Below are 26,314 nucleotides of genomic sequence, written 5' to 3'. Positions count from 1 at the left end.
ACGGACAGGCACTCCGCGCAACCGCAACACCTGTCGGGAGGGCCGTTTACGCAGGTCAGCCCCGAATTCGATCGATCATCGCTCATGTGTGACACGGAGATTGCATGTGAGTGAAATTGTTGGCACGCAGTGTCTTGCGAGCTGGCACGGCGTGCCATACGTTGAAGTTGTCCGGGCGGCCGGCGTGCAGAGAACTCTCGTACGCCGGCTGTCCCCGCAAGCCCCACGGCTCGCGCGCCCGGACGCCTGCGTCACAGGCAACCTCCCGCGCACACCAGCGCTGCCAGCACCACCCGCCGAACCGACGGCACACCTCCACAGAAGCAGCACTCCCCGACGTTCCCCTCAGCGCTCTCGTCCGCGAGACGCCTCCCCCGGCTCCGGGCCGGGGGGACACCATTCGCCGGAGGCACACCGTGAAGGAAATCCTGGACGCGATCCAGTCGCCGGACTCCACGTCCGCCGACTTCGCCGCACTGCCGCTCCCCGAGTCGTACCGGGCGGTCACCGTGCACAAGGACGAGACCGAGATGTTCGCGGGACTCACCACGCGCGAGAAGGACCCGCGCAAGTCCCTGCACCTCGACGAGGTCCCGGTCCCCGAGCTCGGACCCGGTGAGGCCCTGGTGGCCGTGATGGCCAGCTCGGTGAACTACAACTCCGTGTGGACCTCGATCTTCGAGCCTCTGTCGACCTTCGGCTTCCTGGAGCGCTACGGCCGGCTCTCCGAGCTCACCAAGCGCCACGACCTGCCCTACCACATCATCGGCTCGGACCTCGCGGGCGTCGTGCTGCGCACCGGCCCGGGCGTCAACGCCTGGAACCCCGGCGACGAGGTCGTCGCGCACTGCCTCTCCGTCGAGCTGGAGTCCTCGGACGGCCACAACGACACGATGCTCGACCCCGAGCAGCGCATCTGGGGCTTCGAGACCAACTTCGGCGGCCTCGCCGAGATCGCGCTGGTGAAGTCGAACCAGCTGATGCCGAAGCCCAAGCACCTCAGCTGGGAGGAGGCCGCCGCACCGGGCCTGGTCAACTCGACCGCCTACCGCCAGCTCGTCTCGCGGAACGGCGCGGCGATGAAGCAGGGCGACAACGTCCTGATCTGGGGTGCCAGCGGCGGCCTCGGCTCGTACGCCACCCAGTTCGCGCTGGCCGGCGGCGCCAACCCGATCTGCGTCGTCTCCAGCGAGCAGAAGGCGGACATCTGCCGGGCCATGGGTGCCGACGCCATCATCGACCGCAACGCCGAGGGCTACCGCTTCTGGAAGGACGAGCAGACCCAGGACCCGAAGGAGTGGAAGCGCTTCGGCAAGCGCATCCGCGAACTCACCGGCGGCGAGGACATCGACATCGTCTTCGAGCACCCCGGCCGCGAGACCTTCGGCGCGAGCGTCTACGTCACCCGCAAGGGCGGCACCATCACCACCTGCGCCTCCACCTCCGGCTACATGCACGAGTACGACAACCGCTACCTGTGGATGTCGCTGAAGCGCATCATCGGCTCCCACTTCGCCAACTACCGCGAGGCCTGGGAGGCCAACCGCCTCATCGCCAAGGGCAAGATCCACCCGACCCTGTCGAAGGTGTACTCGCTGGAGGACACGGGACAGGCCGCCCACGACGTCCACCGCAACGTGCACCAGGGCAAGGTCGGCGTGCTCTGCCTGGCGCCCGAGGAGGGCCTGGGCGTGCGCGACGAGGAGATGCGCGCCGAGAACCTCGACGCCATCAACCGCTTCCGGAACATCTGAGTCAGAGGTCCATCAGATGACAGAGCGTCAGAAGGACCGGCCGTGGCTCATGCGCACGTACGCGGGTCACTCCACGGCCGAGGCGTCCAACGAGCTGTACCGGCGCAACCTCGCCAAGGGCCAGACCGGTCTGTCGGTCGCGTTCGACCTGCCGACGCAGACCGGGTACGACCCCGACCACGTCCTCGCCCGCGGCGAGGTCGGCCGGGTCGGGGTGCCGGTCTCGCACCTCGGTGACATGCGGCGGCTGTTCCAGGACATCCCCCTGGAGCAGATGAACACCTCGATGACCATCAACGCCACCGCCATGTGGCTGCTGGCGCTCTACCAGGTGGTCGCGGAGGAGCAGGGCGCCGACGCCACCCGGCTCCAGGGGACGACGCAGAACGACATCGTCAAGGAGTACCTGTCGCGCGGGACGCACGTCTTCCCGCCCGGTCCGTCGCTGCGTCTGACCACCGACATGATCACCTACACGGTGGCGAACATCCCCAAGTGGAACCCGATCAACATCTGCAGCTACCACCTGCAGGAGGCCGGGGCCACACCCGTCCAGGAGATCGCCTACGCGATGTCCACGGCGATAGCCGTCCTGGACGCGGTGCGCGACTCCGGCCAGGTACCGCAGGAGAAGTTCGGCGATGTCGTCGCCCGGATCTCCTTCTTCGTGAACGCGGGCGTCCGCTTCATCGAGGAGATGTGCAAGATGCGCGCCTTCGGCCGCATCTGGGAGAAGATCACGAGCGAGCGCTACGGCATCGAGAACGCCAAGCAGCGGCGCTTCCGCTACGGCGTCCAGGTCAACTCGCTCGGCCTGACCGAGGCCCAGCCGGAGAACAACGTCCAGCGCATCGTCCTCGAGATGCTGGCCGTGACGCTCTCCAAGGACGCCCGCGCCCGCGCGGTCCAGCTCCCGGCGTGGAACGAGGCCCTCGGCCTGCCCCGCCCCTGGGACCAGCAGTGGTCCCTGCGCATCCAGCAGGTCCTCGCCCACGAGAGCGACCTGCTGGAGTACGAGGACATCTTCGCCGGCTCGCACGTGATCGAGGCCAAGGTGGACGCCCTCGTGGCGGACTCGCTCGCCGAGATCGAACACATCCAGGAGATGGGCGGCGCCATGGCCGCCGTCGAGTCCGGCTACCTGAAGTCGCAGCTGGTGTCCTCGCACGCCGAGCGTCGGGCCCGGATCGAGGCCGGCGACGAGAAGATCGTCGGCGTCAACGTCTTCGAGACGACCGAGCCCAACCCGCTCACCGCGGACCTCGACACCGCGATCATGACGGTCGACCCCGCGAACGAGGCCCGGGTCGTGGCCAAGCTGCACGAGTGGCGCGACAACCGGGACGAGAGCCGCGCCCAGGACGCCCTGGCCGCGCTCAAGGCCGCGGCCGCGGGCGACGCCAACCTGATGGCCGCCACGGTCGAGTGCGCCCGCGCCGGCGTCACCACCGGCGAGTGGGCCTGGGCACTGCGGGACGTCTTCGGCGAGTTCCGCGCCCCGACCGGGGTGTCGTCGGCCCCGGTGGCCGTCGCCGCCGAGGCGGGCACGCCGCTCGCCCTGGTCCGCGAGAAGGTGTCCCGCACCGCCGACGAGCTCGGCTCGGGCCGGCTGCGGCTGCTGGTCGGCAAGCCGGGGCTGGACGGGCACTCCAACGGCGCGGAGCAGATCGCCGTACGCGCGCGCGACGCGGGCTTCGAGGTGGTCTACCAGGGCATCCGGCTCACGCCCGAGCAGATCGTCGCCGCCGCCCTCGCCGAGGACGTGCACTGCGTGGGTCTGTCGATCCTGTCCGGCTCGCACGCCGAGCTGGTGCCGGACGTGCTGGAGCGCCTGCGTGAGGCGCGCGCCGCCGACATCCCGGTGGTCGTCGGCGGGATCATCCCGAACGGCGACGCCGAGGAACTGAGGCGTGCGGGTGTGGCCGCCGTCTTCACCCCGAAGGACTTCGGCATCACGGAGATCATCGGCCGTATCGTCGACGAGATCCGCCAAGCGAACAAGCTCGACCCCCTGGAGGTCCCCGCATGACAAGCCCCGTCAACCGGCTGCGCCCGCGCCGCTCCTGCCTCGCGGTGCCCGGTTCGAACCCGCGCTTCCTGGAGAAGGCCCAGGGGCTGCCTGCCGACCAGGTCTTCCTGGACCTCGAGGACGCCTGTGCCCCGCTGGCCAAGCCGGAGGCCCGGCACACCATCGTCAAGTTCCTCAACGAGGGCGACTGGACGGGCAAGACCCGCGTCGTGCGGGTGAACGACTGGACGACCCAGTGGACCTACCGGGACGTCGTCACGGTCGTCGAGGGCGCCGGCCAGAACCTCGACTGCATCATGCTGCCGAAGGTCCAGGACGCCCAGCAGGTCGTCGCCCTCGACCTGCTGCTCACGCAGATCGAGAAGACCATGGGCTTCGAGGTCGGCAAGATCGGCATCGAGGCGCAGATCGAGAACGCCCAGGGCCTCAACAACGTCAACGCGATCGCCCAGGCGTCGCCGCGCGTCGAGACGATCATCTTCGGCCCGGCCGACTTCATGGCCTCCATCAACATGAAGTCCCTGGTCGTCGGCGAGCAGCCGCCCGGCTACCCGGCGGACGCCTACCACTACATCCTGATGAAGATCCTCATGGCCGCCCGCGCCAACAACCTGCAGGCGATCGACGGCCCCTACCTCCAGATCCGCAACATCGACGGGTACCGCGAGGTCGCACAGCGCGCCGCCGCCCTGGGCTTCGACGGCAAGTGGGTGCTGCACCCGGGCCAGGTGGAGGCGTCCAACGAGATCTTCTCCCCCTCCCAGGAGGACTACGACCACGCCGAGCTGATCCTGGACGCGTACGAGTACTACACGTCCGAGGCCGGCGGGAAGAAGGGCTCGGCGATGCTCGGCGACGAGATGATCGACGAGGCCAGCCGCAAGATGGCCCTGGTCATCTCCGGCAAGGGCCGCGCCGCCGGTATGACCCGTACCTCGAAGTTCGAAGCCCCGGAGGCGTGAGCACCATGCAGTTCGGACGCACGTACGAGGAGTTCGAGGTCGGGGCGGTCTACAAGCACTGGCCCGGGAAGACGGTCACGGAGTACGACGACCACCTCTTCTGCCTCCTGACCATGAACCACCACCCGCTCCACATGGACACGAACTATGCGGAGAAGACGACGGACTTCGGGAAGAACGTCGTCGTGGGCAACTACATCTACTCACTGCTGCTCGGCATGTCCGTGCCGGACGTATCGGGCAAGGCCATCGCCAATCTGGAGATCGAGTCGCTGCGGCACGTGGCGCCGACCTTCCACGGCGACACGATCTACGGCGAGACGACCGTCCTCGACAAGACCCCGTCCAGGTCGAAGAACGACCGCGGGATCGTCTACGTCGAGACCAAGGGCTACAAGCAGGACGGCACGCTCGTGTGCGTGTTCCGCCGCAAGGTGATGGTCCCCACCGAGACGTACATCAAGGAGCGCGGCGGCGAGCAGCCGGGCCGGCCGGAGCTCAGCGAGCCCGAGAAGAAGGCGGAGAAGTAAGCCATGGCCCGACTCGCCCAGACCGCCGGTCTGACCGACGTCCAGCAGGAGATCCTCTCGACGGTCCGCGACTTCGTCGACAAAGAGATCATTCCGGTAGCGACGGAACTGGAGCACCGCGACGAGTACCCGCAGCAGATCGTCGACGGGCTCAAGGAGCTGGGGCTCTTCGGCCTGATGATCCCCGAGGAGTACGGGGGCCTGGGCGAGTCCCTCCTCACGTACGCGTTGTGCGTGGAGGAGATCGCCCGCGGCTGGATGTCCGTCTCGGGCATCATCAACACGCACTTCATCGTGGCGTACATGCTCAAGCAGCACGGCACCCGGGAGCAGAAGGAGCACTTCCTGCCCCGGATGGCGGCCGGCGAGGTCCGGGGCGCGTTCTCCATGTCCGAGCCGGGACTCGGCTCGGACGTGTCCGCCATCACGTCCAAGGCGGTGAAGGACGGCGACGAGTACGTCCTGAACGGCCAGAAGATGTGGCTGACGAACGGCGGAACGTCGACGCTCGTGGCCGTTCTGGTCCGGAGTGACGAAGGACACCCGGAGGGCACGGCCCCGCACAAGTCGATGACGACCTTCCTCGTCGAGAAGGAGCCCGGCTTCGGCGAGGTGCGGCCGGGCCTCACCATTCCCGGGAAGATCGACAAGATGGGCTACAAGGGCGTCGACACGACCGAGCTCATCATGGACGGACTGCGCATTCCGGCCGATCGCGTACTCGGGGGAACCACCGGCCGAGGGTTTTACCAAATGATGGACGGAGTCGAGGTCGGCCGGGTCAATGTGGCGGCACGTGGCTGCGGCGTCGCTCAGCGTGCCTTCGAGCTGGGCGTCGGCTACGCCCAGCAACGTCACACTTTCGGCAAGCCGATCGCCCAGCACCAGGCCATCCAGTTCAAGCTGGCGGAGATGGCCACCAAGGTCGAGGCCGCGCATGCAATGATGGTCAACGCAGCCCGCAAAAAGGACTCCGGGGAGCGAAACGACCTGGAGGCCGGGATGGCGAAGTACCTCGCCTCCGAGTACTGCAAGGAAGTCGTCGAGGACGCCTTCCGGATCCACGGCGGTTACGGCTTCTCCAAGGAGTACGAGATCGAGCGCCTCTACCGGGAGGCCCCGATGCTGCTGATCGGCGAAGGTACCGCCGAGATCCAGAAAATGATCATCGGGCGCCGGCTGCTCGAGGAATACCGGTTCCAGGGCTGAATGGGGCTTTTGAGTCGGTTCGGCCGCGAAGAAGATCACGTTCCGGCAGCCTTTGCCGAAGGCTTCCGGCCGACCGACTCGGCTTCTGGCTTTCCCAGTTGCGGCCCGTAACAGATAACATCGCCAGAAAGCCGCCGTCCCCCTTGTTGCCAGCGCGGCATCATCCGCTACGAAGGTCATCCATGCCCCACAGCCAAACCTCTGCACCTCGCGGCCGCGTCCGCCTCGCGCGCGGAGCATCGCCGTGGCTCCTCCCGACCGTCGCGACCGCGGCGCTCAGCCTGGCGCGAGCGCGCCGGTCGAGGCGTGCCGCGGCCATCGCCGTGCCCACCACCGCACTCGCGGCGGGCATGCTGTGGTTCTTCCGCGACCCCGAGCGCGAGATCGCCCAGGGACGGGTCATCTCCCCGGCCGACGGTGTGGTGCAGAGCATCATGCCGTGGAAGGACGGGCGCACCCGTGTCGCCATCTTCATGAGCCCGCTGAACGTCCACGTCAACCGTGCCCCGCTCGCCGGCACGGTCACCTCCGTCGAGCACGTGCCCGGCGGTTTCGTTCCGGCGTTCAACAAGGAGAGCGAGAACAACGAGCGCGTCGTCTGGCACTTCGACACCGAACTCGGTGACATCGAGATGATCCAGATCGCCGGCGCCGTGGCACGCCGGATCGTTCCGTACATCCCCCAGGGCACCAAGGTCGAGCAGGGCGAGCGCATCGGCCTCATCCGCTTCGGCTCGCGTGTCGACATCTACCTCCCGGAGGGTGTCGAAGCCGGGGTCGAAGTCGGACAGGTCACGACCGCGGGGGTGACTCGCATTGACCGTGATTGATCCCGACACACAGGCGGGCTGGGTCGACGGGACCGAGCCCGGCTCGGGGACGGCGGACGACGCGGAGGAGATGCCCCTCTCGCTGCGGCTGTCGATAGCGGACACCCTCACTCTCGGTAACGCCACGTGCGGTTTCATGGCGGTGTACTTCACCACCACCGGAATCCTGATCCCGCACCTCGTCGGCAGCGGCGAGAGCGGTATGGCGCGGCACTCGGCCGCGACCGCGGTGATCCTCATGCTGTGTGCCGCCGTCTTCGACCTGTTCGACGGTCTCGTGGCGCGCAAGCTGCGCAGCAGCCCGATGGGCGCCGAGCTGGACAACCTCTCGGACCTGATCAGCTTCGGGCTGGCCCCGGCGTACTTCGTCCTCGTCTACGGCATGGTCGCCGACGACGCCCACCAGAAGGTCTCGGCGGTGGCCGCGATCGTGGTGCTGCTGGCGGTCGTGCTGCGACTGGCCAGATTCTCGTGCGTGACGATGAAGGACGGCATGTTCCAGGGCATGCCCAGCCCCTTCGGCGCGCTGACGGTCGTGTCGATCGTGCTGCTCGAGCTGCCGTTCATCCCGACGCTGCTCGCGATCATCGGCGCGGCCTGGCTGATGGTGAGCCGGGTCGAGTACCCGAAGCCGCGGGGCAAGCTGGCGGTCGCGATGCTCAGCTGGATCGTGGGGGCGATGGGCCTGCTCGCGGCGTGGGCGTTCGACGCGCCGGGCGGCCAGCTGCTGCTGCAGACCGGCTGTGCGCTGCAGATCGTGCTGGCGGCGACGATCCCGCTGTTCGCGACGGCGCGGCGGGTGAACACCTTCCGGGACAACCGGCGCGAGGCGCGGGCCTCGGCACAACTTCCGTAGCGGTTCTTCCACGACACAGCACAGGGCCCGGGGCGCATGGAATGCGCCCCGGGCCCTGTGCTGTGTCGTGGAGCCGTGCGCGGGGCCCGGGTGGCCGGCGGACGGCCCGGTGTACGGGGCGCGCAACCCCAGGGCCGGCGCAGGGGCAGGGGCGCCCGGCACCGGCTCGCGTGCGGGTGCTGGGCAGAACGCCGGGAAGGCTGGACCGGGAGCGCTCGGTCACGACGGCGTGTCCCCACACCACGTCCAGCCGTGAGGCGTCGCCCGCGGCGCGGCCCGAAGCAGTCGGGGGTCAGTCCCTGCCGGGCAGGGCCAGGCTCGCCCACACCGTCTTGCCCCTGGGTTCGGTGAGCGACCAGGACCAGCTCTCGCTCAGCGCGCCGACGAGTTCGAGGCCACGGCCGTCGACGTCCGCGGCATCGGCGTCGCGCTGCCTGGGCGGTTCGGAGCTCGGGTCCGCGACGGAGCAGACGACGTGTCCCGGGTGGCGGACGAGCCCCAGCCACAGCGGGTACTCCGGCGGCGTCTCCTGCGGTTCGGCGACGAGCGCGTGCCGGACGGCATTGGTCACCAACTCACTGACGACGAGCGACATGTCCCCCACGAGGGCGGGCAGTTCCCAGCAGTGCAGGGTGTGGGCGACGAACCGCCGAGCCTGGCACGGATTCCGCGGGCCGCCGTCCAGCCCGCAGGCGGCGAACCCACCGAGTGGCGGGAGTCCCTCCAGGACGGGGTCCTGGGGTGTGGCACGAGGGCTCTCGGGCAGCGGTTTCGGGCCGAACTGCTCTGTTGCGCGCCGATCACCGTGCCCGGCCGTCGTGGTTGAGATGGTTGACATGTGAAACGTCACTGGTCATGTCCCCCTGCAGGCCTGGGTGTTCGACGCTGCGGCAGCCGGTGTTGACCGAGTATTGTCGAGCCGCCCCTGGAAATGCAATTGCATCTGGGATTGCATTGACCAGATACGGGGCGAACGCACGTGCGAACAAAGAGGGGTTGTTGGGCATGGAGTTCACCAATGGCATGCCGGCGGGGGAGCTGAGTTCGGTGCAGTGGATCAAGAGCAGCCACAGCAATGCCACCGGCAACTGCGTGGAGCTGGCAGCACTCCCCGACGGACGGGTCGCCGTGCGCAACTCACGGGATCCGCAGGGGCCCGCCCTCGTCTACACGCGGGACGAGGTGGAGGCCTTCGTCGCGGGGGCGCGCGGCGGTGAATTCGATGACGTGATTGGCTGAAATCCAGTACTGCGCCGTCCAGTTCGCCGTGGCTCACACACGGATGTACGGGATAGTGTCGACGTCTTCTCAATAGTCCGCAGGAGCGCACGATGGCTGCAGTAGAACCGAGCCCGTCGTTGTTCGCCGGGCCACTGGGAACGGTCGAGAGCAACCCGACCGCCCTGAAGGTGATCCTGGGTGGCAAGCTGCGCGAACTGCGCACGGCCGCCGGGCTCGACCCCTCCGCCGTCGACGTCCGCCTCGGCTTCTCCCGTTCCAAGACCAGTCGCATCGAGCTGGGCCGGCACGGCTGCAAGCCGGCCGACGCCGTCGCCCTGCTGGAGCTCTACGGGGTGACCGGGGAGGAGAGCGTCGCCGAGTTCCTGCGGCTCGTGGAACAGTCACGGCGCAGCGACTGGTGGCGCAGCTACAGCGACGTGCTGTCGGACTTCTTCGCCCCGCTGGTCGCCCTGGAGGGCGCCGCGGCGACCATCCGTACATACGAACCCTTCTACGTGCCCGGCTTGTTGCAGACCTCCGCGTACGCTCGCGCGGTCGTCGAGTCCGGGCCCGCGCGGCTCTACGCCCATGACGTGCACCGCCGGGTCGAACTGCGGCAAGCACGGCAGCGCCAGCTCGACCAGCCCGACGCGCCCCGGCTGTGGGCGGTGATCGACGAGTCCGTGCTGATGCGCACGGTCGGCGGGCCGAAGGTCATGCGCGCGCAGCTCGAGCATCTGACCGCGATCATGCAGGAGCCCCGGATCACGCTGCAGATCGCCCCACTGGACGTGACGGCCTCGGTCGGGGTCGGCACGGGAGTGACCTATCTGCGCTTCGCGCTGAACGATCTGAAGGACGCCGTCTACATCGAGCACCTGACCGACAGCACGTTCAGCCAGAAGCCCCAGGTCGTGGAGCAGTACCGGGACATGCTGGACCGGCTCGGCGCCTGTGCCCTCACCCCGAAGAACTCGCTGGCCCTCATCGAGGAGCGGCTGTCCCGTCTGTAGTACCGGGCGCCGGGGTCTCTCCGCCCCCGGCGCGGGCGGAGAGACCCCGGTGCCGGGTCCGACGACCCGACGAGCCCCCGCCCGCAACCCGGTGCGTGGCGCAGGCAGCCCCTCGAATTCACCCTCCGGCCCCGGGCCGCCCGGTGTCCGGGGAGCGTCAGACCAACCGGCCGACGCCGCCCCACTCGATCCACTCGTCGGTCTGCTGCACCGGCGCGAGTTCGGTGTCGGGCCGCCAGGTCGAGACCTCGACCAGACCCGGCTCCAGGATCTGGAGCCCGTTGAAGTACTCCGTCACCTCGTGCTCCTCACGGACCCGGCCCCAGTGCCCGCCGGTGGCCTCGGCCATGAAGTCCGTGACGAACTTCCGGATCTCGGGACGGTCGCTGACGAGCTGACAGACCACCAGGAAGCTTCCCGGCACGAGGCGTTCGGCGACGCGGCGGACGAGACCTGCCGGGTCGTCCTCGTCCGGTATGCAGTGCATCACCGACACGAACAGGGCGGCGACCGGCTTGCCGAAGTCGATCAGCCGGGTGGTCTCCTCGTGACCGAAGATGCCGTCGGTGTCCCTCATGTCGGCCTGGATGACCGCGGTGCGGTCGTTCTCCTCCAGCAGCGCCCGGCCATGAGCCAGCACGATCGGGTCGTTGTCGACGTACACCACCCTTGACTCCGGGTCGACGGCCTGGGCGACCTGGTGGACGTTGTTCTGGGTCGGCAGACCGGAGCCGTGGTCGACGAACTGCCGTATGCCGTAGTCCTGGGCGAGGGTACGGACCACGCGCTGCAGGAAGCGGCGGTTGTTGACGGCGAGCACCTTGGTGCTGGGCACCTGCTCCAGCAACTGCTCGCAGGCGTCGCGGTCGGACTGGTAGTTGTCGTCGCCCCCAAGGAAGAAGTCGTACATACGCGCCACACTGGGCACCTTGGTGTCGATGGCGTCCGGGCTCCACGACTCGCTCTGCATCCAGTCCTCATTCGCGTCAATGGGAAATCGGGTCGGGTAGGACGCACATGCTAGGGAGCGGTGGGGAGCGGGTACAGGTCAGGCGAACAGCCCGGGTGCCCAAGGGCCGTCTTTCGGCCATTCGTCGTGCGCTCCCCGGCACCCGCGAGTGCCCTCCCTCACTCTCCCCGGTGAACCGCGGCACCGCCGGAACGCCCGCCGAGCCCCTCCCGCGCGCCCCCGTACACCGGCGAGGCATCCCGTCCGCGGACACGGCGGAGCCCCCGGGAACGGCCCGGGGGCTCAAGGCCCGGGAGCACGGGTCCCGCCGTCAGGAGGCGGTCAGGAGAGGAAGTCCCTCGCGACCGACTCCGCGACCCGCTCCAGCAGCGGACCGGCCTGGGCCATGCAGGCCGCAGGATCGGGCTCCAGCTCCAGGAGCGCGTAGGCGCGTCGGATGCCCGCGCCGGCGAGCGCGTCCCGTTCGAGCGCGAGCCGGCCGCAGACCGCGACGACGTCGATGCCCTTCGCACGGGCGGCCGCGGCGACGCCGGCCGGGGCCTTGCCGTGCAGGGTCTGCTCGTCGAGGGAACCCTCGCCGGTGACGACCAGGGTCGCCCGGGACAGTGCGTCGGCGAATCCGAGGATGTCGAGCATCACCTCGATACCCGGCCGGAAGCCCGCCCCCAGGGCCACCAGCGCGCCGTAGCCGATGCCGCCGGCCGCGCCGGCGCCGGGCCGTTCGGCCTGCCCGGGGCCCAGCAGCGACGCGTAGTGGGCGAGTGCCGCGTCCAGGACGGCGACGTCCTCGGGCGACGCGCCCTTCTGCGGGCCGAAGACGGCGGGCGCCCCCTTGGGCCCGGTCAGCGGGTTGTCGACATCGCTGGCGAGAACCAGCTGCACGTCCTCGAAGCGGGCGTCCAGCCCGGACAGGTCCGCGGTCGCCACGTCGATCAGCGCACCTCCGCCGGGGCCGACGGGCTCGCCGTCCGCGTCCAGGAAACGCGCGCCGAGCGCGGCCAGCATCCCCGCACCGCCGTCGGTGGTGGCACTGCCGCCGACGCCGAAGACGATCGTCCGCGCACCCGCGTCGAGGGCGGCGCGCAGCAGCTCGCCGGAGCCGTACGTGGTCGCCGTGAGCGGCGCGAAGACGCCGTCGGGCAGGTGCTGGAGTCCGGACGCCTCGGCCATCTCCACCACCGCGGTGGTGCCGCGCAGGGCGTACGACGCCGTCACGGGCTCGCCGAGCGGGCCGGTCACCTCGACCTGACGGCGTTCGAACCCGGCCGCCACGGCCGCGGCCACCGTACCGTCGCCGCCGTCTGCGACCGGCAGGGTCTCCACCGCGAGGTCCGGGACGACACGCCGGAGTCCGGCGGTCACCCGCTCCGCGACCTGCACGGCCGTGAGCGAGCCCTTGAACTTGTCCGCCGCCACGAGCACCCGTGCGGCAGTAACTGCTCCGTCCGCCACCATCAATCCCTTGCTTTCGAACAGGCAGTCGCGCCGTCCCGACCCTATCCGCAGCCGCCCCTTTTTGAAAGCGGACAGTATCCGCCCTATATGGCCCCCGGCCTGCGACGCAGCGGGAACCCTGTGAGGCCCGGAACCCCCGGGAGCCCGGGAGCCCGGGAGTCCGGGAGCCGCGAGGAAGTCAGGACATGCCGCGAGGAGCCACCGGACCCGGCCGCCGGGCGGGCGGCTTCGGCGCGTCCCGGGCAGCGGTGCACCGAGGGGCAGGGCCCCCGTGCCTCGTAGGGCCCGGCCCGGGGCGCTTTCCGGCTCGGGGACCACGGGCGCGAATCCGGGATCACCGACAGCAGCTCCGCCCGCGGGGTCCCGCGCACGGCGCGGGCAGCGCGTCGGCGACGCCGACGACCTCGGGGAGGAGGGACGCCGAGCAGGCTGCCGTCGCGGAGCGCCGAGGAGCAGCGAGCACCCGCGGTGAGGGCTTCGTCACCGTGCCGGACCCGTCCGGTGCGTCCTCGGCGTCATGCACGACCGGCGCCGCCCCGATGGCCCGCGGACGGGCCTCCCCGGTTCCCGAGCCGCGACGGGGTACACCCGAGTCATGACGCATCCAGCCACGCCCCAGGGCCCGACGACCGCCGACCGGATCCTCGGCGGCTGGCTGGGCCGGATCGCGGGCAACATGCTCGGCAAGCCGGTCGAGCGCGGCGACTACTGGACGCGTGACCGGATCGACCGCTATCTGCGGGCCGCCGGCGCGCTGCCGCTCACGGACTACCTCCCCGAGCCGCCTCCCGGCACGGCCGCGGACTTCGAGCTGCGCCCCGAATGGCGCGCGTGCGTGCGCGGCCGGATCCACGGCAGCTGCCGGGACGACGACGTGGACTACGCGATCCTCGGCCTGCATCTGCTGGAGACCCACGGTTTCACGTTCACGACCGAGCAGGTCGGCGAACTGTGGCTGCTGCGCCTGCCGTTCCTGCAGACCTTCACCGCCGAGCGGGCCGCGTACCGCAATCTCACCGCCGGTCTGAAACCACCGCTGACCGCCACGTACGACAATCCGTACCAGGAGTGGATCGGCGCGCTGATCCGCGCCGACGTCTTCGGCTGGACCAGCCCCGGCGACCCGGTGCGGGCCGCGTCGCTCGCCCGCCGGGACGCGGTGCTCTCGCACACGGGCAACGGGGTGTACGGGGCGATGTGGGCGGCCGCGCTGATCGCCGCGGCGTTCACGGCCGCCGATGCCCGGGATGCGATCGAGACGGCCCTCGCCAGGGTTCCGGCGAGCAGCAGGTTCGCCCGTGCCGTCCGCCGTACGGCGGCGCTGTACGACGCCGGCGTGCCCTGGGCCGCCGCGCTCGACGAACTCGACGGGGAGACCGGCCGCCTCGGCTGGATCCACGCCGTCCCGAACGCCGCCGTCATCACGGCCGGACTGCTCTACGGCGAGGGGGACTTCACCTCCACGCTCGCGCTGACCGTGCGCGGCGGACTGGACACCGACTCCAACGGGGCGACGGCGGGCTCGGTGGCCGGGGTGCTGTGCGGCGCCGCCGGCATTCCGCCGCAGTGGACCCGACCGCTGGAGGACCGCGTGCGCAGTGCCGTGTTCGGCTTCGACGGCACACGAATCAGTGAACTCGCGGACCGAACCGCTCGTTTGGCCGCAGCCTGACCGGAAAATACCTCCCCGCGTCCGCGCCGACCGGGAGAATGGCCGGGTGCCCGAGTACATGGATGTTGCACTGACTGATGGTTCGCAGGTGCGGATGGAGCTGGCCGGGGCAGGTGAGGCGCCGGCCGTGCCTCCGGGGCCCACCGGATCCGGTGATCTCCCGGAGGGTTTCGGCGCCGTGGTTCCCGTGGCCCGCGGCGGCGGGGAGGGACGGGCCGCGGCCCGTGCCTCCGAGGCGCTGCGGACCGCGCTGCGCCCGATGGGTCCGCTGCTGGACGAGATCCACTCCGCGGTGGCGGGGGCCGACAACCCCCCGTCCGAGATCACGGTCGCGTTCGGGGTGGAAATCGGCCAGGACCTCAAGCTGGGCATCGTCGGGGCGAACGGCAAGGCGACCATGACCGTGTCGGCCACCTGGCAGCCCGGGGAGCGGCAGAACTGATCCATGGGCTGGTTCACACGGCCGACCGCCCCGGCCACGCGCCTCTCGGTGATGTACGCCGACGGGCGCACGGCCGCGGGCGGAGCGGCACTGCTGTCCCCGCACCGGGTGCTGACCTGCGCCCATGTGGTGAACGACGCGCTCGGGCGGGATCCTTATGAGAGCGGGCCGCCCGAGGCGGCCGAACTGACCGTCGCCCTGCACGGCTCGGGGGACCGCGGGCCCGGCCCCCAGCACCGGGCGGCCAGGGTCTCGGTGTGGGTGCCGGCCCGGCCCGCCGCGTCCACGACGGTGTGGCGGGGCGACCTCGCGGTCCTCGAACTGACCGAGCCCGCCCCGCCGGGACCGCGTCCGGTGGTCTGGCGCGACATGGCCGAGGGCCAGGAGCTGCGGGCCTGGCACGGCGGCGGAGCCGCGATCACCTTCGCGGACACCCGGGTCAAGCTGCAGGAGGACGCCGTCGGCTATCTCGACGGCGACCTGTCCGGCGCGGCGATCGGCCCCGGGTTCAGCGGTGGTCCGCTCTGGTCGCTGTCCGACGAGACCGTGGTCGGACTGGTCGTGGCGCACGTACTTCCGGAACGCGGGCGTCCGCTGGGCGCCCAGGACACGGTGCGCCGCAGCTGGGCGGTGCCGTGGCGGACGGTGCGGGAGGAGCTGCGGCGGGCGGGCGCGGCGGAGGTGCTGGAGGACTGCGCGGTGCACCGCCGGTCGGGCCGTGACGACCCCGCGCCGGGCGCGCTGGCCGCCGAACTGTGGCGGCTCCTGGGTGATCCGGTACGCCGGGCCCAGCATGCGCGGGCACTCGCGGCGGCACTGGGGTACGAGCCCCCGGCCGGGGACTCCGCCCCGTCCGTGGAGGAGCTGGCGGCGGTGCTGGCGGCCGAGGAGCGGGCGCTGGCGACACTCAGCGAGTCGCTCGCGGCCGCGGCCGCGCCGGGAGCGGGCCGCGACAGCCTGGACCGGCTGCTGATCGCCGGCCAGCTGGCCGGGGCACGGCTGCTGTCGGTGGACGAACACCGTCTGCTCGTCGCCGAGCTGGCGGATCTCGTGGCCGCCGACGCGACGCTCCTGCCGCGCGCCGCGCGCGAGGCCCTCCGCTACACACCGCTGCCCGAGCCGCTGGCCGCGCCCCGGCTGTCCGCGGACGACATCGGCCCGGTCGTGACCGAGCTCGAGGCCTATCGCGACGGGGGCGCCCTCCCGGACGGCACCGCGCCGGTCCCCGCCCTGCTCAAGCTGGTCGAGTACGCGGCGGCGGGTGCGTCCGCCGGGCCCTCCCGGGCACTGACCGCGTGGTCGGACCGCGTCGCCGGGCGGCTCGGCGTGCACCGGGCCGCACTCTCGCAGCGCCGGGGCGACGCCGCGGCCTGGGCCGCGCACCGCCCCTCCCCCGTCGTCCGCCTCGTGGCGGAGCTCAGCGGTGCGCCGGCCGACGGCGAGGGACGGTTCCGGTGCGAGGTGTGGGAGGTGCGCGGCGACGGCACGGCCGCCCGGCTCGTCGCGGCGGACCGGCCCCGGAGCCCCGCGGAGATCGGCCGGCTGATCCGCGAGTCCGCGGAACGCGCGGCGGACGGCGGCCCTCCCGTGGAGCAGATCGACGTCGTCGTCGGCCGGGACGGCCTCGAACTCGACGTGGACGAGTGGGAAGCGGGCAGCCCGTTCGACTTCCTGCGGGGGGTGCCGTTGGGTGTGACGTACCGGGTCGCCATGCGGTGCCCCGAGGTGAGCGCCCGCGCCCCGCGGCGCGAGGCCGAACTGCGGCGGCGCTGGGAGAGCGGCCACACCGGTCCGCTGGTCGTGGACGAGCGGACCTCCTCCTCCCCCGAGCGGGTGTACTCGCTGCTCGCCAGCACCCACCGGGACACCGCCCAGGTCGTGGTGCACGGCCCGCCCCGGGACCGCGAGCGACTGGTGCAGCTGTGCCTGGCCGTGGGCGTGCCCGTGGTGCTCTGGGACCGGCAGGCGGAGGGGCACGAGCACGCTCACCGCCTCGACGCGGTCACGCCCGCCGGTCCGCTGCACCAGCTCCCCGAGCGCGTACGGCACTTCCGGGCGGAGCGCTACGGCGCCCAGGCCCCCGGCGGCGCACGTCCTTCGCTGGTGTGGGAGGACACCGAGCTCCCGCTGCCCGGCGGGCTCGAACTGCTGGACCCCGCGGAAGGAGCGGACATCCGATGACAGGGCGTCAGGGCGAGGTGGGGGACGGCTGGCGGCTGTTCCGGGGGGACGGCCGGGACCGGGAAGTGGCGTTCCCCGAGCCTCCGCCGTGGCGGCGCTTCGACGGCGCGGCCGGGAGCGCCCGGGAGACCGGCGCGCCCCGGGCGCTGCCCTACCTCATCGGCGACGCCGAGGCCGACGTCGTCAACGCCGCGCTGCATCTGCGCCGGCCGCTGCTGGTGACCGGCCGCCCCGGAACCGGCAAGTCGTCCCTCGCGTACGCCGTCGCCCACGAGCTGAGGCTCGGCCGGGTGCTGAGCTGGCATGTCAACAGCCGGGCCACGCTCCAGGACGCCCTCTACCGCTACGACGCGATCGGCCGGCTGCGCGAGACCAGTCTGCGCCGTGACCGGGGTGAGGGGGCCGGTGGGCCGGACATCGGCTCCTATGTGCGCCTCGGGCCGCTGGGCACGGCGCTCGTCCCCGGCCGCCGGCCCCGTGTGCTGCTCGTCGACGAGCTCGACAAGGGCGACGTGGACCTGCCGAACGACCTGCTCGGCGTCTTCGAGGAGGGCGAGTTCGAGATCCCGGAACTCGCGCGGCTGCCCGAGGAGCAGGCCGCCGTCGAGGTGCTGACCGCCGATCCCCGGACGCGGACCGAGGTGGTGCGCGGCCGGGTGCGCTGCTCCGAGTTCCCCGTCGTCGTCATCACCAGCAACGGCGAGCGGGACTTCCCGCCCGCGTTCCTGCGCCGCTGCGTCCGGCTCGACCTTCCCGAGCCGGACGAGGAGCGGCTGGTGGAGATCGTCCGGGCCCATCTGGGCGACGGTGCCGCGCCGGACGGCGCGGACGAGCTGCTGCACGCGTTCCTGGCCCGGCGCGGACGCGGGGAGCTGGCCACCGACCAGTTGCTGAACGCGGTGTTCCTGCGCAGGGGCGGGGTCGACCTCGACGCCGACGGGCTGCTGGACGCCGTACTGCACCGGCTCGGCGGGACGGTGTAGCCGGGTGTGGCGGGAGCTGCGGCGGGTTCTCGGGGACAGCGGGATCGAGCTGGCCCACGAGGAGTTGCTGGACGCGGTGTGGCTGGCGGAGCGGCTGCCGCCCGGTGCGTCGGCGGCGCTCGGCGCCGCCGCGGCCGGCTCCGCGCCACAGCCACCCCTGACTCCCCCCGACGACAGCGTGACCGGGGTGCCGGGCGGGGCGGCGCACTCCCGCGGGACGTCGTCCGCCGGACCGCCGGGGGACGGGCAGGCCGTCGCCCCCGGCGCGGGAGGTGGCCCCCGTCCCGGCCGCCCGGCGGGTCCGCCCCCGGGCACCGGACTGCACGGGGCGCCGTACGTCCGGAACACCCGCCCGCGCGGCTCGGACCCGTCGACGCGGGTGGCGCCGCGCCCCGCCGTGCCGGTTCGTGCCCCGGAGGCCCGGGTGCTGGCCTCGACCGAACTGCGTCTGGGCCGGGCGCTCCGGCCCCTGAAGCAGCTGCGCCCGGACGGGCGGGCCCATGAGCTGGACGAGCCGGCCACGGTGGCCGCCATGGCCGAGACCGGGCTGCCGGACGTGGTGCTGCGTCCCGCCCGGACCCGCTGGCTCGACCTGGCCCTGGTCGTGGACGACGGGGTGTCGATGCTGCTGTGGCAGCGGCTCGCGGCCGAGATCCGGCGACTGCTGGAGCGCAGCGGCGCGTTCCGCGACATCCGGGTCTACTCGCTCGACAGCAGAAGCCCCGGCGCTCCGGCACTGGGCCACCGTCCCTTCGCCCCGGACCCGGCACCCCTCCCGCTCACCGCGGTCGCGGACCCCTGCGGGCACACCCTGCTGCTCGTCGTCAGCGACGGTGTGGGGCCGGCCTGGCGGGACGGCCGGATGCACCGCGCGCTGGAACGGGCCGCCGCGCTCGGCCCGACGGCCGTACTGCACGCCCTGCCGCATCGGCTCTGGGCCGGCTCGGGCATCCGCGCCGAGCCGTGGCGGGTGACCACCCTGCGGCGTGGCGCGGCGAACCGCACGTGGAGGGTGGCCGACCCGGTGCTGCCGCCCGAACTCGCCCCGTACACCGGGGTCCCCGTGCCGGTGCTGGCTCCGGATCCCGATTCGGTGGGGGCCTGGGCGCGGCTCGTCGGCTCGTCCGGGACCTCGGTGGTGCTTCCGCTGCTGGCACCGCGCACCCCGGCTCGTCCCTACGCCGCGACGCGCACGGGCGGCGGCGACGGTCTGCTGAGGTTCCGGAACGCGTCGTCCCCCCAGGCCTACCGGTTGGCGGCGCATCTGGCGGCGGTGGCGCCGGTGTCGGTGCCCGCGATGCGGCTGGTCCAGGACGCGCTGGGGCCCGACGTCGACACGGGCCATCTGGCTGAGGTCTTCCTCGGCGGGCTGATGCGCGGGGCCGACCGGCCGGAGCGGGATCTGTTGCCGCAGCACCGCGGGTTCGACTTCGCCGAGGACGCCCGACGCATCCTGCTGGACACGGTCCCGCCCTCGGACCTGGTCCGCACCACCCGCGCCGTCACCCTGCGCATGGCCGAGCTCGTCGACGGGACGGCCGGATTCCCGGCGTGGCTGCCGCACCCCTCGGGCGGGGACATGGTGGCCGGGGACACGCTGCCGTTCGGCTGGGTGGACGCGCGACTGCGGCGCCGGCTGGGCATGCCGGTCCCGTCCGGCACGGTGTCGGCGGACGCGGAGCCGGCCGGCTCAGATCGGGTTCGCAAGAATCCGGTCCGCACGCACCCCGCCGGCACGGGTCCGGTCCGCACGGATCCGGCCTCTCCCACCGAACCGCCGAACGCCCGGGAGGCGAACGGTCCGGCTGCCGCGACACCGGCGCACGGGGAGCGGGCTCCGCAGCCGGGACCGGCGGCGCAGACGGAGGCGCCGCCAGGGGCGCCGGGAGCGCCGAGTGCCGCGAAGGCGCCGTCGTCCCCCGTGCCGCCGTCGTTCGTCGACCGGCCCGGTACTGCCTGGGTGTCGCGGCACCCCGCGGAGGTACCGCGTACCGCCGGCCCGTACCGGCTCGTTGCCCGCAGACTCGGCGGTTGGCCGCGGATCGGCGTCTTCCTCGGCACGGCCGGCAACCACGCCTCGTACGTCCTGCTCCGAGTCCCCGAGTCCCTGGACCGGGACACGGCCGTGGACCTGCTGACCACCGAGGCAGAGGCGCTGATCCGGCTCGGCGCCGCGCACGCCCCGCGGCTGCTCGGCGTGAGCACCCGCAGCGGAACGGGATGGCTGGCCACCGAGTGCCTGACGAACCCGGTGACCGGCGAGCCCGCCGACACCCTGCTCACCCGCCGCGCCCGCGACGGCGCCCTCTCCCCCGAGCGGTTCCTCTCCGTGGGACGGCAGTTCGCCGCAGCCATGGCGCAGGCCCACAGCGAGGACCTGGTGCACGGCACGCTGCTGCCCAGCTCCGTTCTGATCGCGGGCGACGACGTCCGCATCACGGGCTGGATGACCGCGTCCGTGGACGGCGCGCACAGTCCGCACCGGCGGATGTTCGTCCAGCCGGTCGAGTACGAGGCGCCCGAGCTCACCGGCTCCCCCGAAGGGCCCACCAGGGCCTCGGACATGTACGCGGTCGGGTCGCTCCTCCTCGCGGCCGTGACCGGTCAGTGGGGAACGTCCTTCTCCAGCACGGCCGTTCCACCGGTCCCGGGAGTGCCCGCGGAGGTGTCCGCGCTGCTCGCCGACTGCGTCGCCCAGGACCCTTCCGCCCGCCCCTCGGCGGAAGAGCTGCTGTGGGCGTTCGCCCCGGAGAGCCGCCCCCCGCTCCCCGCGCTCCCCGCCGTCCCGCTCGGCCGGGACGACGCGGGACGGCCGGTCCCGCTCGACGTCAACGGGCCGGAGCACGGCGGCGTCGGACCGCACGGCCTCGTGCGGGGCGGGGCGGACGCCGAGCGCCGGGCCCTGCTCTCCGGCATCGTGCAGGGGCTCACCGAGTCCTGCGCGCCCGACACCCTCACGGTCGTCTGCGCGGGCCGCGACGGCGCGCTGCCCGGCTCCCGACTCGCCGCGCTGCCGCACGTGGTGTGGTGCGACAGCGTCGGCGGCCGCCCCGAGCGGCTGCGCGAGCTGACCGGGCTGCTGCTCAAGGAGCGCCGGCGACGCGGGACGGCGTCCAGGTCGGCGGGCCTGCCCCGGCTCCTCGTCGTCCTCGACGACTTCGACCGGATCGCCGGCGCCGAGGAGTCCTTCTTCGCCCTGGCCGGCGAGATCAGAGCCCTCAGCGGCTGCCCGGGCGTCCATGTCCTCGTGGCACAGCGCACCGGACGGAGCCCGCTCGTGGACCTGCTCGCCCCCTCGTACACGGTCGAACTCACGGCACCTCGTGCCCGGCTCCACCACGGCGGAGGCCCGCCCGTCCCCTTCAGCCCGGTGCGCGCGGACGGCGGGCCCGTCCGTGAGTGGGACCACGGCGAGCGGCACGCCCACGGGGTCACGCTGCTGCGCGAGGGGCGCGCGGAACTCGCCCTGCGGATGCTCGGTGACGCCCTCACCGCACGGGAGGAGGCCCTGGGCGCCGGGCACGAGGCCACCCTGGACTCCCGCCACGAGCACGCCTCCGCCCTGCTGGCACTCGGCAGGAACGCGGAGGCCCTCGACGAGTACCGGCACGTCGCCCGCGTCCGGGCGCGGGTGCTCGGCAGCGACCACAGGGGCACGCTGGACGCCCGTCAGCAGGCGGCCGGCGCGCTCGGGCTGCTGGGCCGCCACAGCGAGGCACTGACGCTGTACCTCGAAGTGCTCTCCAAGCGCGAGCGGGTGCAGGGCCCGACACACGAGGACACCATGCGGTGCCGGCACGGCGTCGCCGCCACACTGGGGTCGCTGGGCCGGCTCACCGAGGCGTACAGGGTGGCGCGGGAGACCCACCGCGCCCGCACCGGAGAACTGGGCGAACTGCACGCCGACACCCTCGTCACCCTCCGCGAACTGGCGCGCACGGCCGCCCGGTTGGAGCGGTGGGAGGAGGCCGCCGAGCTGTACGGGACGCTGGCGGCGGGCTGGACCCGCACCCTGGGCGCCGGCCATGCCGACACCGTGGCGGCCGCACGCGACGGCGCGACGGCGCGGCAGCGGGCGCGTGGTGGGAGGATCCCGCGCGAGCCGCCGGGGAGCCGTTCCTAGGGGCTGCCCCGGGACGGGTCACCCGGAGCGGTCGCCCGGGTGGACTCCGGCGCCTCCCGGACACGTCGCCCGGCGCCCGTCCGTACCCGGGGCCCCGCACGCCGCCTGCTCGTGCGCCGGGCCCCCGCCGTCCGCCCGTGACCGCCGACCGCCCTCGACGGCCGCTCGCCGACAACGCGCCTGTTCGTGACCCGGTCCCGCAGGACCACGATCACCGGCTCTCACGCGCCGACTACGCTCCCGGGGGTGACCACCGACGCATACGCCGCCTACATCGCCACCCTCCCCCGCGTGCTCTCGGGGGCCGCGACCCTCTTCCGGGACGCCGGTGGACGGGCCCTGCTCGTGGAACCCAACTACCGTGCAGGGTGGGCGCTTCCGGGCGGGACGATCGAGTCCGACGCCGGGGAGACGCCCCGGGAGGCCGCACGGCGGGAGACGCTGGAGGAAATCGGCCTGGACGTCGAGCCGGGCCGGTTGCTCGCCGTCGACTGGGTCCGGGGGCCGGGACGCCCGCCGATCGTCGCGTACGTCTACGACGGCGGGGTGCTCGACGACGAGCGTCTCTCGGCGATCACGCTCCAGGAGGAGGAGCTGGTGTCGTGGAAGCTCGTGCCGCGGGAGGACATCCCCCTCTACCTGCTCGGCCCGCTCGCTCTGCGGGTGCTCGCCGCGCTGGACACCCTGGCGGCGGACACGGCTCCGGTCGAACTGGTCGACGGCCGCCCGGCGACCTGACCGGCGGCGGGTCGGGCAGCCGGGACCGGGCGCGAAGCCGGCGGGCGGGCGGCGGAGCGACCCGGTGGGGCGGAGGGAATTCCGGTCGCCCGCATCGCGGTCCGCTGCGTACGCTCGCGACATGACCATGGTCGCCATTCTCAGCGGAGCCGGTATCTCCACGGACTCCGGCATTCCCGACTACCGCGGGCCCAACGGGCTGTGGCGGCGCGATCCGGAGGCCGAGAAGCTGGTCACCTACGAGCACTACATGTCCGATCCGGACATCCGCCGCCGCTCGTGGCGCATGCGTCTCGACGGCCCCGTCCTGCACGCCAAGCCGAACTCCGCGCATCTCGCCGTCGCCGAGTTCGAGCGCAGCGGGCACGCGCTCCGGGTGATCACGCAGAACGTGGACGGACTGCACCAGATGGCGGGGGTGTCGGACCGCAAGGTACTCGAACTGCACGGCACGGCACGGACGGTGGTGTGCACCGGCTGTCACGCCTGCTCGTCCATGGAGGACGCGCTGGAGCGGGTGAAGGCCGGAGAGGCCGATCCGGCGTGCGTCTCCTGCGGGGGGATCCTGAAGTCGGCGACGGTCATGTTCGGCCAGCGTCTCGACCCGGTGGTGCTCGGGGAGGCGATGGGCATCGCCAAGGCCTGCGAGGTCTTCATCGCGGTGGGGTCCAGCCTCCAGGTGCAGCCCGCGGCCTCGTTGGCCGGCATCGCGGCGGAGCACGGGGCCCGGCTGATCATCGTGAACGCGGAGCCGACACCGTACGACGAACTCGCCGACGAGGTCGTGCGTGAGCCGATCGGCTCGGCGCTGCCGGAGTTGCTGCGGCGCCTGAGCCAAGGTGCGGCCCCGGGTGAACGGCCTCCCGGCCGGGGCTGACGGGCAGTCCGGGCCGGAGCCGCTGCCGGGTGCTGCAGGCAGGGCTCCGGCCCGTTCGGTCGTCCGGGTGGGGCAGCGCGATCGCGAGGGTGGGACGGCACGACCGCCGGTGCGGGCGTCAGAACAGCCCGTCGCCGGGCACGCCCCGTTCGAAGGCCAGTAGCCGCTGCTTGCGGTCCAGCCCACCGCCGTATCCCGTAAGGCTGCCGGAGGCGCCGATCACCCGGTGGCAGGGAACGATGATCCCGATCGGGTTCTTCCCGTTGGCGAGGCCGACGGCGCGGGAGGCACCGGGGTTGCCGAGCGCCCCGGCGAGCTCGCCGTAGGTCCGGGTCTCGCCGTACGGGATCAGCAGCAGTTGTTCCCAGACGGTGCGCTGGAAGGGCGTGCCCGCGAGGTGCAGCGGCAGGTCGAAGTCCTTCAGCTCACCCGCGAAGTAGGCGTCGAGTTGGCGGACCACCTCGCGGAAGGGCCGGGGATCGGGCTCGCCGAAGGCCTCCTCGCCGGGGCGGTGACGCTGCTCGGTCATGTACAGACCGCTGAGGACGGAGTCGGTGGCGACGAGGGTGAGCGGGCCGTACGGGCTGTCGGTGACGGTGTGGGTGCGGCTCATGGCGCGTTCTCTGCTTCCTCAGGTGGGGAGACGGTTGATCGGGTGGTCGCCGGTGGCCCAGAGGTACTGGACTGCGTAGGCGCGCCAGGGCCGCCAGGCGGCAGCGCGGCGGGCGAGCGCGGCGGGCGTCGGGGGCAGCCCGAGTGCGGCTGCGGCGTGGCGGATGCCGAGGTCGGTGGCCGGGAACGCATCCGGGTCGCCGAGCGCCCGCATCGCGATGGCCTCCACGGTCCAGGGGCCGAAACCGGGCAGCGCGGAGAGCCGCGCCCGGGCCTCGTTCCAGTCGCTGTCGGGGCCGAGGCGGAGCGTGCCACCGGCGAGGGCGTCGAACAGCGTGGTGAGGGTGGTGCGCCGGCTGCGCGGGAACGCGAGTGTCTCCGGGGCGACGTCGGCCAGGGCCTCGGGAGCGGGGAAGAGGTGGGTGAGGCCGCCCTCGGAGTCCTGCACGGGGGTGCCGTGGGCCGTGACCAGCCGGGCGGCGTGGGTGCGGGCGGCCGCGGTGGAGACCTGCTGGCCGAGGACGGCCCGCACCGCGAATTCGGCGGCGTCGACGGTGCGCGGCACGCGCCGCCCCGGCGCCTTGTCCACGAGCGGCGCGAGCAGCGGGTCGGTGCGGAGCTGGTCGTCCACGGCGACGGGGTCGGCGTCGAGGTCGAGCAGCCGGCGGCAGACACTGATGGCGAAGGTCAGGTCGCGGTGGTCGGTGAGGGACAGCCGGCACGCGATGTGGTCCGGGCGCGGGGACAGGGAGACGATGCCGTGACCGTTCGGGAGCGTGAGCGTGCGGCGGTAGGCACCGTCGCGCCACTCCTCCACGCCGGGCACGGCGGTCGCGGCCAGATGGCCGAAGAGGTTGTCGGGGTTGAGAGGCGCTCGGAACGGGAGCCGGAGCGTGAGCACGCCGGGCGGGGCCGGGAGCGGCGCCCCGCCGCGCCGGGTCGCGGCGCGGGTCCGCAGCTCGCCGGGGGCGATTGCGAACACCTCGCGGACGGTGTCGTTGAAGGTCCGGATCGACGCGAAGCCGGCGGCGAACGCCACCTCGGCCATCGGCAGCGACGTCGTCTCCACGAGGAGCCGCGCGGTCTGTGCGCGCTGGGCCCGGGCCAGAGCCAGCGGGCCCGCGCCGACCTCGGCGAGCAGCTGCCGCTCGACCTGCCGCGTCGAGTACCCCAGCCGGGCCGCGAGACCGGTCACGCCCTCCCGGTCGACGACGCCGTCCTGGATCAGGCGCATCGCACGGGCGACGGCGTCGGCGCGGGCGTTCCACTCCGGCGATCCGGGACTGGTGTCCGGGCGGCACCGCTTGCAGGCCCGGAACCCGGCCTGCTGGCAGGCGGCCGCGCTGGGGTGGAAGGTCATGTTCTCGGCCTTGGGCGGCACGGCGGGGCAACTGGGCCGGCAGTAGATCCGGGTCGTCAGCACTGCGGTGAAGAACCACCCGTCGAACCGCGCGTCCCGGGACCGTACGGCCCGTACGCAGCGCTCGGTGTCGGTGTGCATGGACGTGTGCACGTCGGAAGGCATGGCTCCAGCATCGTCCATGGTGAGGGGTGACGCTGGCGAAAAAACGACATCACTGGGGAGGGGCCGACGGCGGCTCGCAGCCGCCGTCGGCGGGGCGTACCAGCCGGCGTCTGCGGCGGCCGGGACAGCCGTTCGACGGCCGGGGCGGGGCGGAGCGGACGCGAACGAACCCCGGATCCCCGCCCCAGGGGGCCCTGCGGCGGCAGCCCGGAGAGGCACCCAGACGCCACCGTCACGCCCTGCGCACCGCGGCGCCCCGGAGGAGAGCGGCCGGGTCCGAACGAGACGGCGCGCCGGGGCGCCCGGAAGCCGGGAGCCGCGGCGACCGGGAG

21 protein-coding genes are annotated in these 26,314 nt (G+C 72.6%); 16 read left to right on the top strand and 5 right to left on the bottom strand.

From position 1 onward, the window contains the following. Positions 1-416 precede the first annotated feature (416 nt). The 7 genes from ccrA to pssA all read left to right on the top strand — a co-directional run bounded on the left by ccrA (position 417) and on the right by pssA (position 8,170). On the top strand, positions 417-1,754 hold the full coding sequence (gene ccrA, locus QMZ92_RS00720) for a crotonyl-CoA carboxylase/reductase (RefSeq protein WP_283295234.1): 1,338 nt from the start codon (positions 417-419) through the stop codon (positions 1,752-1,754). A gap of 16 nt (positions 1,755-1,770) precedes the next feature. After that, on the top strand, positions 1,771-3,783 hold the full coding sequence (locus QMZ92_RS00715; protein WP_283295233.1) for an ethylmalonyl-CoA mutase: 2,013 nt from the start codon (positions 1,771-1,773) through the stop codon (positions 3,781-3,783). Further along, positions 3,780-4,745, top strand: a complete 966-nt coding sequence (locus tag QMZ92_RS00710; protein ID WP_283295232.1) for an HpcH/HpaI aldolase/citrate lyase family protein — start codon at positions 3,780-3,782, stop codon at positions 4,743-4,745. Before QMZ92_RS00715 ends, QMZ92_RS00710 begins: the two co-directional genes overlap by 4 nt. A 5-nt stretch (positions 4,746-4,750) precedes the next feature. Further along, a complete protein-coding gene (locus tag QMZ92_RS00705; RefSeq protein ID WP_283295316.1) occupies positions 4,751-5,275 on the top strand; it encodes a MaoC family dehydratase in 525 nt (174 codons plus the stop codon). Positions 5,276-5,278: 3 nt separating this feature from the next. Further along, the gene (locus QMZ92_RS00700) at positions 5,279-6,484 is read left to right on the top strand and encodes an acyl-CoA dehydrogenase family protein (RefSeq protein WP_283295231.1); all 1,206 of its coding nucleotides are present in this window, start codon (positions 5,279-5,281) and stop codon (positions 6,482-6,484) included. Positions 6,485-6,666: 182 nt separating this feature from the next. Then, positions 6,667-7,314, top strand: coding sequence for a phosphatidylserine decarboxylase (locus tag QMZ92_RS00695; protein WP_109296894.1), 648 nt, complete (start codon positions 6,667-6,669; stop codon positions 7,312-7,314). Then, entirely contained in the window at positions 7,301-8,170 is an 870-nt protein-coding gene (gene pssA / locus QMZ92_RS00690) for a CDP-diacylglycerol--serine O-phosphatidyltransferase (protein WP_269727530.1), read from the top strand. The genes QMZ92_RS00695 and pssA overlap by 14 nt, the downstream gene beginning before the upstream one ends. 292 nt (positions 8,171-8,462) lie before the next feature. On the opposite strand, the gene QMZ92_RS00685 is transcribed toward pssA, so the two are convergent. Further along, on the bottom strand, positions 8,463-9,008 hold the full coding sequence (locus QMZ92_RS00685; protein WP_283295230.1) for an ATP-binding protein: 546 nt from the start codon (positions 9,006-9,008) through the stop codon (positions 8,463-8,465). Positions 9,009-9,175: 167 nt separating this feature from the next. Here QMZ92_RS00685 and QMZ92_RS00680 point away from each other — a divergent pair, with 167 nt between their 5' ends. Both QMZ92_RS00680 and QMZ92_RS00675 read left to right on the top strand, forming a co-directional pair. Next, entirely contained in the window at positions 9,176-9,409 is a 234-nt protein-coding gene (locus QMZ92_RS00680; RefSeq protein ID WP_283295229.1) for a DUF397 domain-containing protein, read from the top strand. Between the two features lie 92 nt (positions 9,410-9,501). Continuing rightward, the gene (locus QMZ92_RS00675; protein ID WP_283295228.1) at positions 9,502-10,404 is read left to right on the top strand and encodes a helix-turn-helix domain-containing protein; all 903 of its coding nucleotides are present in this window, start codon (positions 9,502-9,504) and stop codon (positions 10,402-10,404) included. A 157-nt stretch (positions 10,405-10,561) separates the two neighbouring features. On the opposite strand, the gene QMZ92_RS00670 is transcribed toward QMZ92_RS00675, so the two are convergent. Then, complete coding sequence (locus QMZ92_RS00670) at positions 10,562-11,374, bottom strand: SAM-dependent methyltransferase (RefSeq protein WP_283295227.1); 813 nt, start codon at positions 11,372-11,374, stop codon at positions 10,562-10,564. A gap of 321 nt (positions 11,375-11,695) precedes the next feature. Next, a complete protein-coding gene (locus QMZ92_RS00665) occupies positions 11,696-12,829 on the bottom strand; it encodes a glycerate kinase (protein ID WP_283295226.1) in 1,134 nt (377 codons plus the stop codon). Positions 12,830-13,424: 595 nt separating this feature from the next. Between QMZ92_RS00665 and QMZ92_RS00660 the strand changes: the two genes are divergently transcribed. The 7 genes from QMZ92_RS00660 to QMZ92_RS00630 all read left to right on the top strand — a co-directional run bounded on the left by QMZ92_RS00660 (position 13,425) and on the right by QMZ92_RS00630 (position 23,845). Beyond that, a complete protein-coding gene (locus tag QMZ92_RS00660; protein ID WP_283295225.1) occupies positions 13,425-14,501 on the top strand; it encodes an ADP-ribosylglycohydrolase family protein in 1,077 nt (358 codons plus the stop codon). 58 nt (positions 14,502-14,559) lie between these two features. Continuing rightward, positions 14,560-14,943, top strand: a complete 384-nt coding sequence (locus QMZ92_RS00655) for a CU044_2847 family protein (protein WP_283295224.1) — start codon at positions 14,560-14,562, stop codon at positions 14,941-14,943. 3 nt (positions 14,944-14,946) lie between these two features. Continuing rightward, positions 14,947-17,124 carry a VMAP-C domain-containing protein gene (locus tag QMZ92_RS00650; protein WP_283295223.1) on the top strand — a complete coding sequence of 726 codons (2,178 nt, stop codon included), beginning with the start codon at positions 14,947-14,949 and terminating at the stop codon, positions 17,122-17,124. Continuing rightward, on the top strand, positions 17,121-18,107 hold the full coding sequence (locus tag QMZ92_RS00645) for an AAA family ATPase (RefSeq protein WP_283295222.1): 987 nt from the start codon (positions 17,121-17,123) through the stop codon (positions 18,105-18,107). The genes QMZ92_RS00650 and QMZ92_RS00645 overlap by 4 nt, the downstream gene beginning before the upstream one ends. 4 nt (positions 18,108-18,111) lie before the next feature. Continuing rightward, on the top strand, positions 18,112-22,230 hold the full coding sequence (locus tag QMZ92_RS00640; RefSeq protein ID WP_283295221.1) for an SAV_2336 N-terminal domain-related protein: 4,119 nt from the start codon (positions 18,112-18,114) through the stop codon (positions 22,228-22,230). Positions 22,231-22,476: 246 nt separating this feature from the next. Next, positions 22,477-22,968, top strand: coding sequence for an NUDIX domain-containing protein (locus QMZ92_RS00635; RefSeq protein ID WP_283295220.1), 492 nt, complete (start codon positions 22,477-22,479; stop codon positions 22,966-22,968). Between the two features lie 121 nt (positions 22,969-23,089). Continuing rightward, entirely contained in the window at positions 23,090-23,845 is a 756-nt protein-coding gene (locus QMZ92_RS00630) for an SIR2 family NAD-dependent protein deacylase (protein WP_283295219.1), read from the top strand. Positions 23,846-23,963: 118 nt separating this feature from the next. Here QMZ92_RS00630 and QMZ92_RS00625 read toward each other — a convergent pair whose 3' ends face one another. Next, positions 23,964-24,458, bottom strand: a complete 495-nt coding sequence (locus tag QMZ92_RS00625; protein ID WP_283295218.1) for a methylated-DNA--[protein]-cysteine S-methyltransferase — start codon at positions 24,456-24,458, stop codon at positions 23,964-23,966. A gap of 18 nt (positions 24,459-24,476) precedes the next feature. Further along, positions 24,477-25,958, bottom strand: coding sequence for an AlkA N-terminal domain-containing protein (locus QMZ92_RS00620; protein ID WP_283295315.1), 1,482 nt, complete (start codon positions 25,956-25,958; stop codon positions 24,477-24,479). Positions 25,959-26,314: the final 356 nt, after the last annotated feature.

Origin of the sequence: Streptomyces sp. HNM0645 (genome assembly GCF_030056615.1) — a bacterium.
In the GTDB taxonomy this organism is placed as follows: domain Bacteria; phylum Actinomycetota; class Actinomycetes; order Streptomycetales; family Streptomycetaceae; genus Streptomyces; species Streptomyces marianii.
Note: the sequence above shows the minus strand (reverse complement) of the source record. Positions and strands in the feature narration are given on the sequence as shown.

What these genes read in the sequence shown, in the direction of transcription:
- QMZ92_RS00685 (WP_283295230.1), bottom strand. Translation starts at nt 9,008, where the DNA reads ATGTCAACCATCTCAACCACGACGGCCGGGCACGGTGATCGGCGCGCA.
- QMZ92_RS00700 (WP_283295231.1), top strand. Translation starts at nt 5,279, where the DNA reads ATGGCCCGACTCGCCCAGACCGCCGGTCTGACCGACGTCCAGCAGGAG.
- QMZ92_RS00630 (WP_283295219.1), top strand. Translation starts at nt 23,090, where the DNA reads ATGACCATGGTCGCCATTCTCAGCGGAGCCGGTATCTCCACGGACTCC.
- QMZ92_RS00695 (WP_109296894.1), top strand. Translation starts at nt 6,667, where the DNA reads ATGCCCCACAGCCAAACCTCTGCACCTCGCGGCCGCGTCCGCCTCGCG.
- QMZ92_RS00625 (WP_283295218.1), bottom strand. Translation starts at nt 24,458, where the DNA reads ATGAGCCGCACCCACACCGTCACCGACAGCCCGTACGGCCCGCTCACC.
- QMZ92_RS00705 (WP_283295316.1), top strand. Translation starts at nt 4,751, where the DNA reads ATGCAGTTCGGACGCACGTACGAGGAGTTCGAGGTCGGGGCGGTCTAC.
- QMZ92_RS00715 (WP_283295233.1), top strand. Translation starts at nt 1,771, where the DNA reads ATGACAGAGCGTCAGAAGGACCGGCCGTGGCTCATGCGCACGTACGCG.
- QMZ92_RS00620 (WP_283295315.1), bottom strand. Translation starts at nt 25,958, where the DNA reads ATGCACACCGACACCGAGCGCTGCGTACGGGCCGTACGGTCCCGGGAC.
- QMZ92_RS00650 (WP_283295223.1), top strand. Translation starts at nt 14,947, where the DNA reads ATGGGCTGGTTCACACGGCCGACCGCCCCGGCCACGCGCCTCTCGGTG.
- QMZ92_RS00660 (WP_283295225.1), top strand. Translation starts at nt 13,425, where the DNA reads ATGACGCATCCAGCCACGCCCCAGGGCCCGACGACCGCCGACCGGATC.
- QMZ92_RS00675 (WP_283295228.1), top strand. Translation starts at nt 9,502, where the DNA reads ATGGCTGCAGTAGAACCGAGCCCGTCGTTGTTCGCCGGGCCACTGGGA.
- QMZ92_RS00670 (WP_283295227.1), bottom strand. Translation starts at nt 11,374, where the DNA reads ATGCAGAGCGAGTCGTGGAGCCCGGACGCCATCGACACCAAGGTGCCC.
- QMZ92_RS00710 (WP_283295232.1), top strand. Translation starts at nt 3,780, where the DNA reads ATGACAAGCCCCGTCAACCGGCTGCGCCCGCGCCGCTCCTGCCTCGCG.
- QMZ92_RS00645 (WP_283295222.1), top strand. Translation starts at nt 17,121, where the DNA reads ATGACAGGGCGTCAGGGCGAGGTGGGGGACGGCTGGCGGCTGTTCCGG.
- QMZ92_RS00655 (WP_283295224.1), top strand. Translation starts at nt 14,560, where the DNA reads ATGGATGTTGCACTGACTGATGGTTCGCAGGTGCGGATGGAGCTGGCC.
- QMZ92_RS00680 (WP_283295229.1), top strand. Translation starts at nt 9,176, where the DNA reads ATGGAGTTCACCAATGGCATGCCGGCGGGGGAGCTGAGTTCGGTGCAG.
- QMZ92_RS00665 (WP_283295226.1), bottom strand. Translation starts at nt 12,829, where the DNA reads ATGGTGGCGGACGGAGCAGTTACTGCCGCACGGGTGCTCGTGGCGGCG.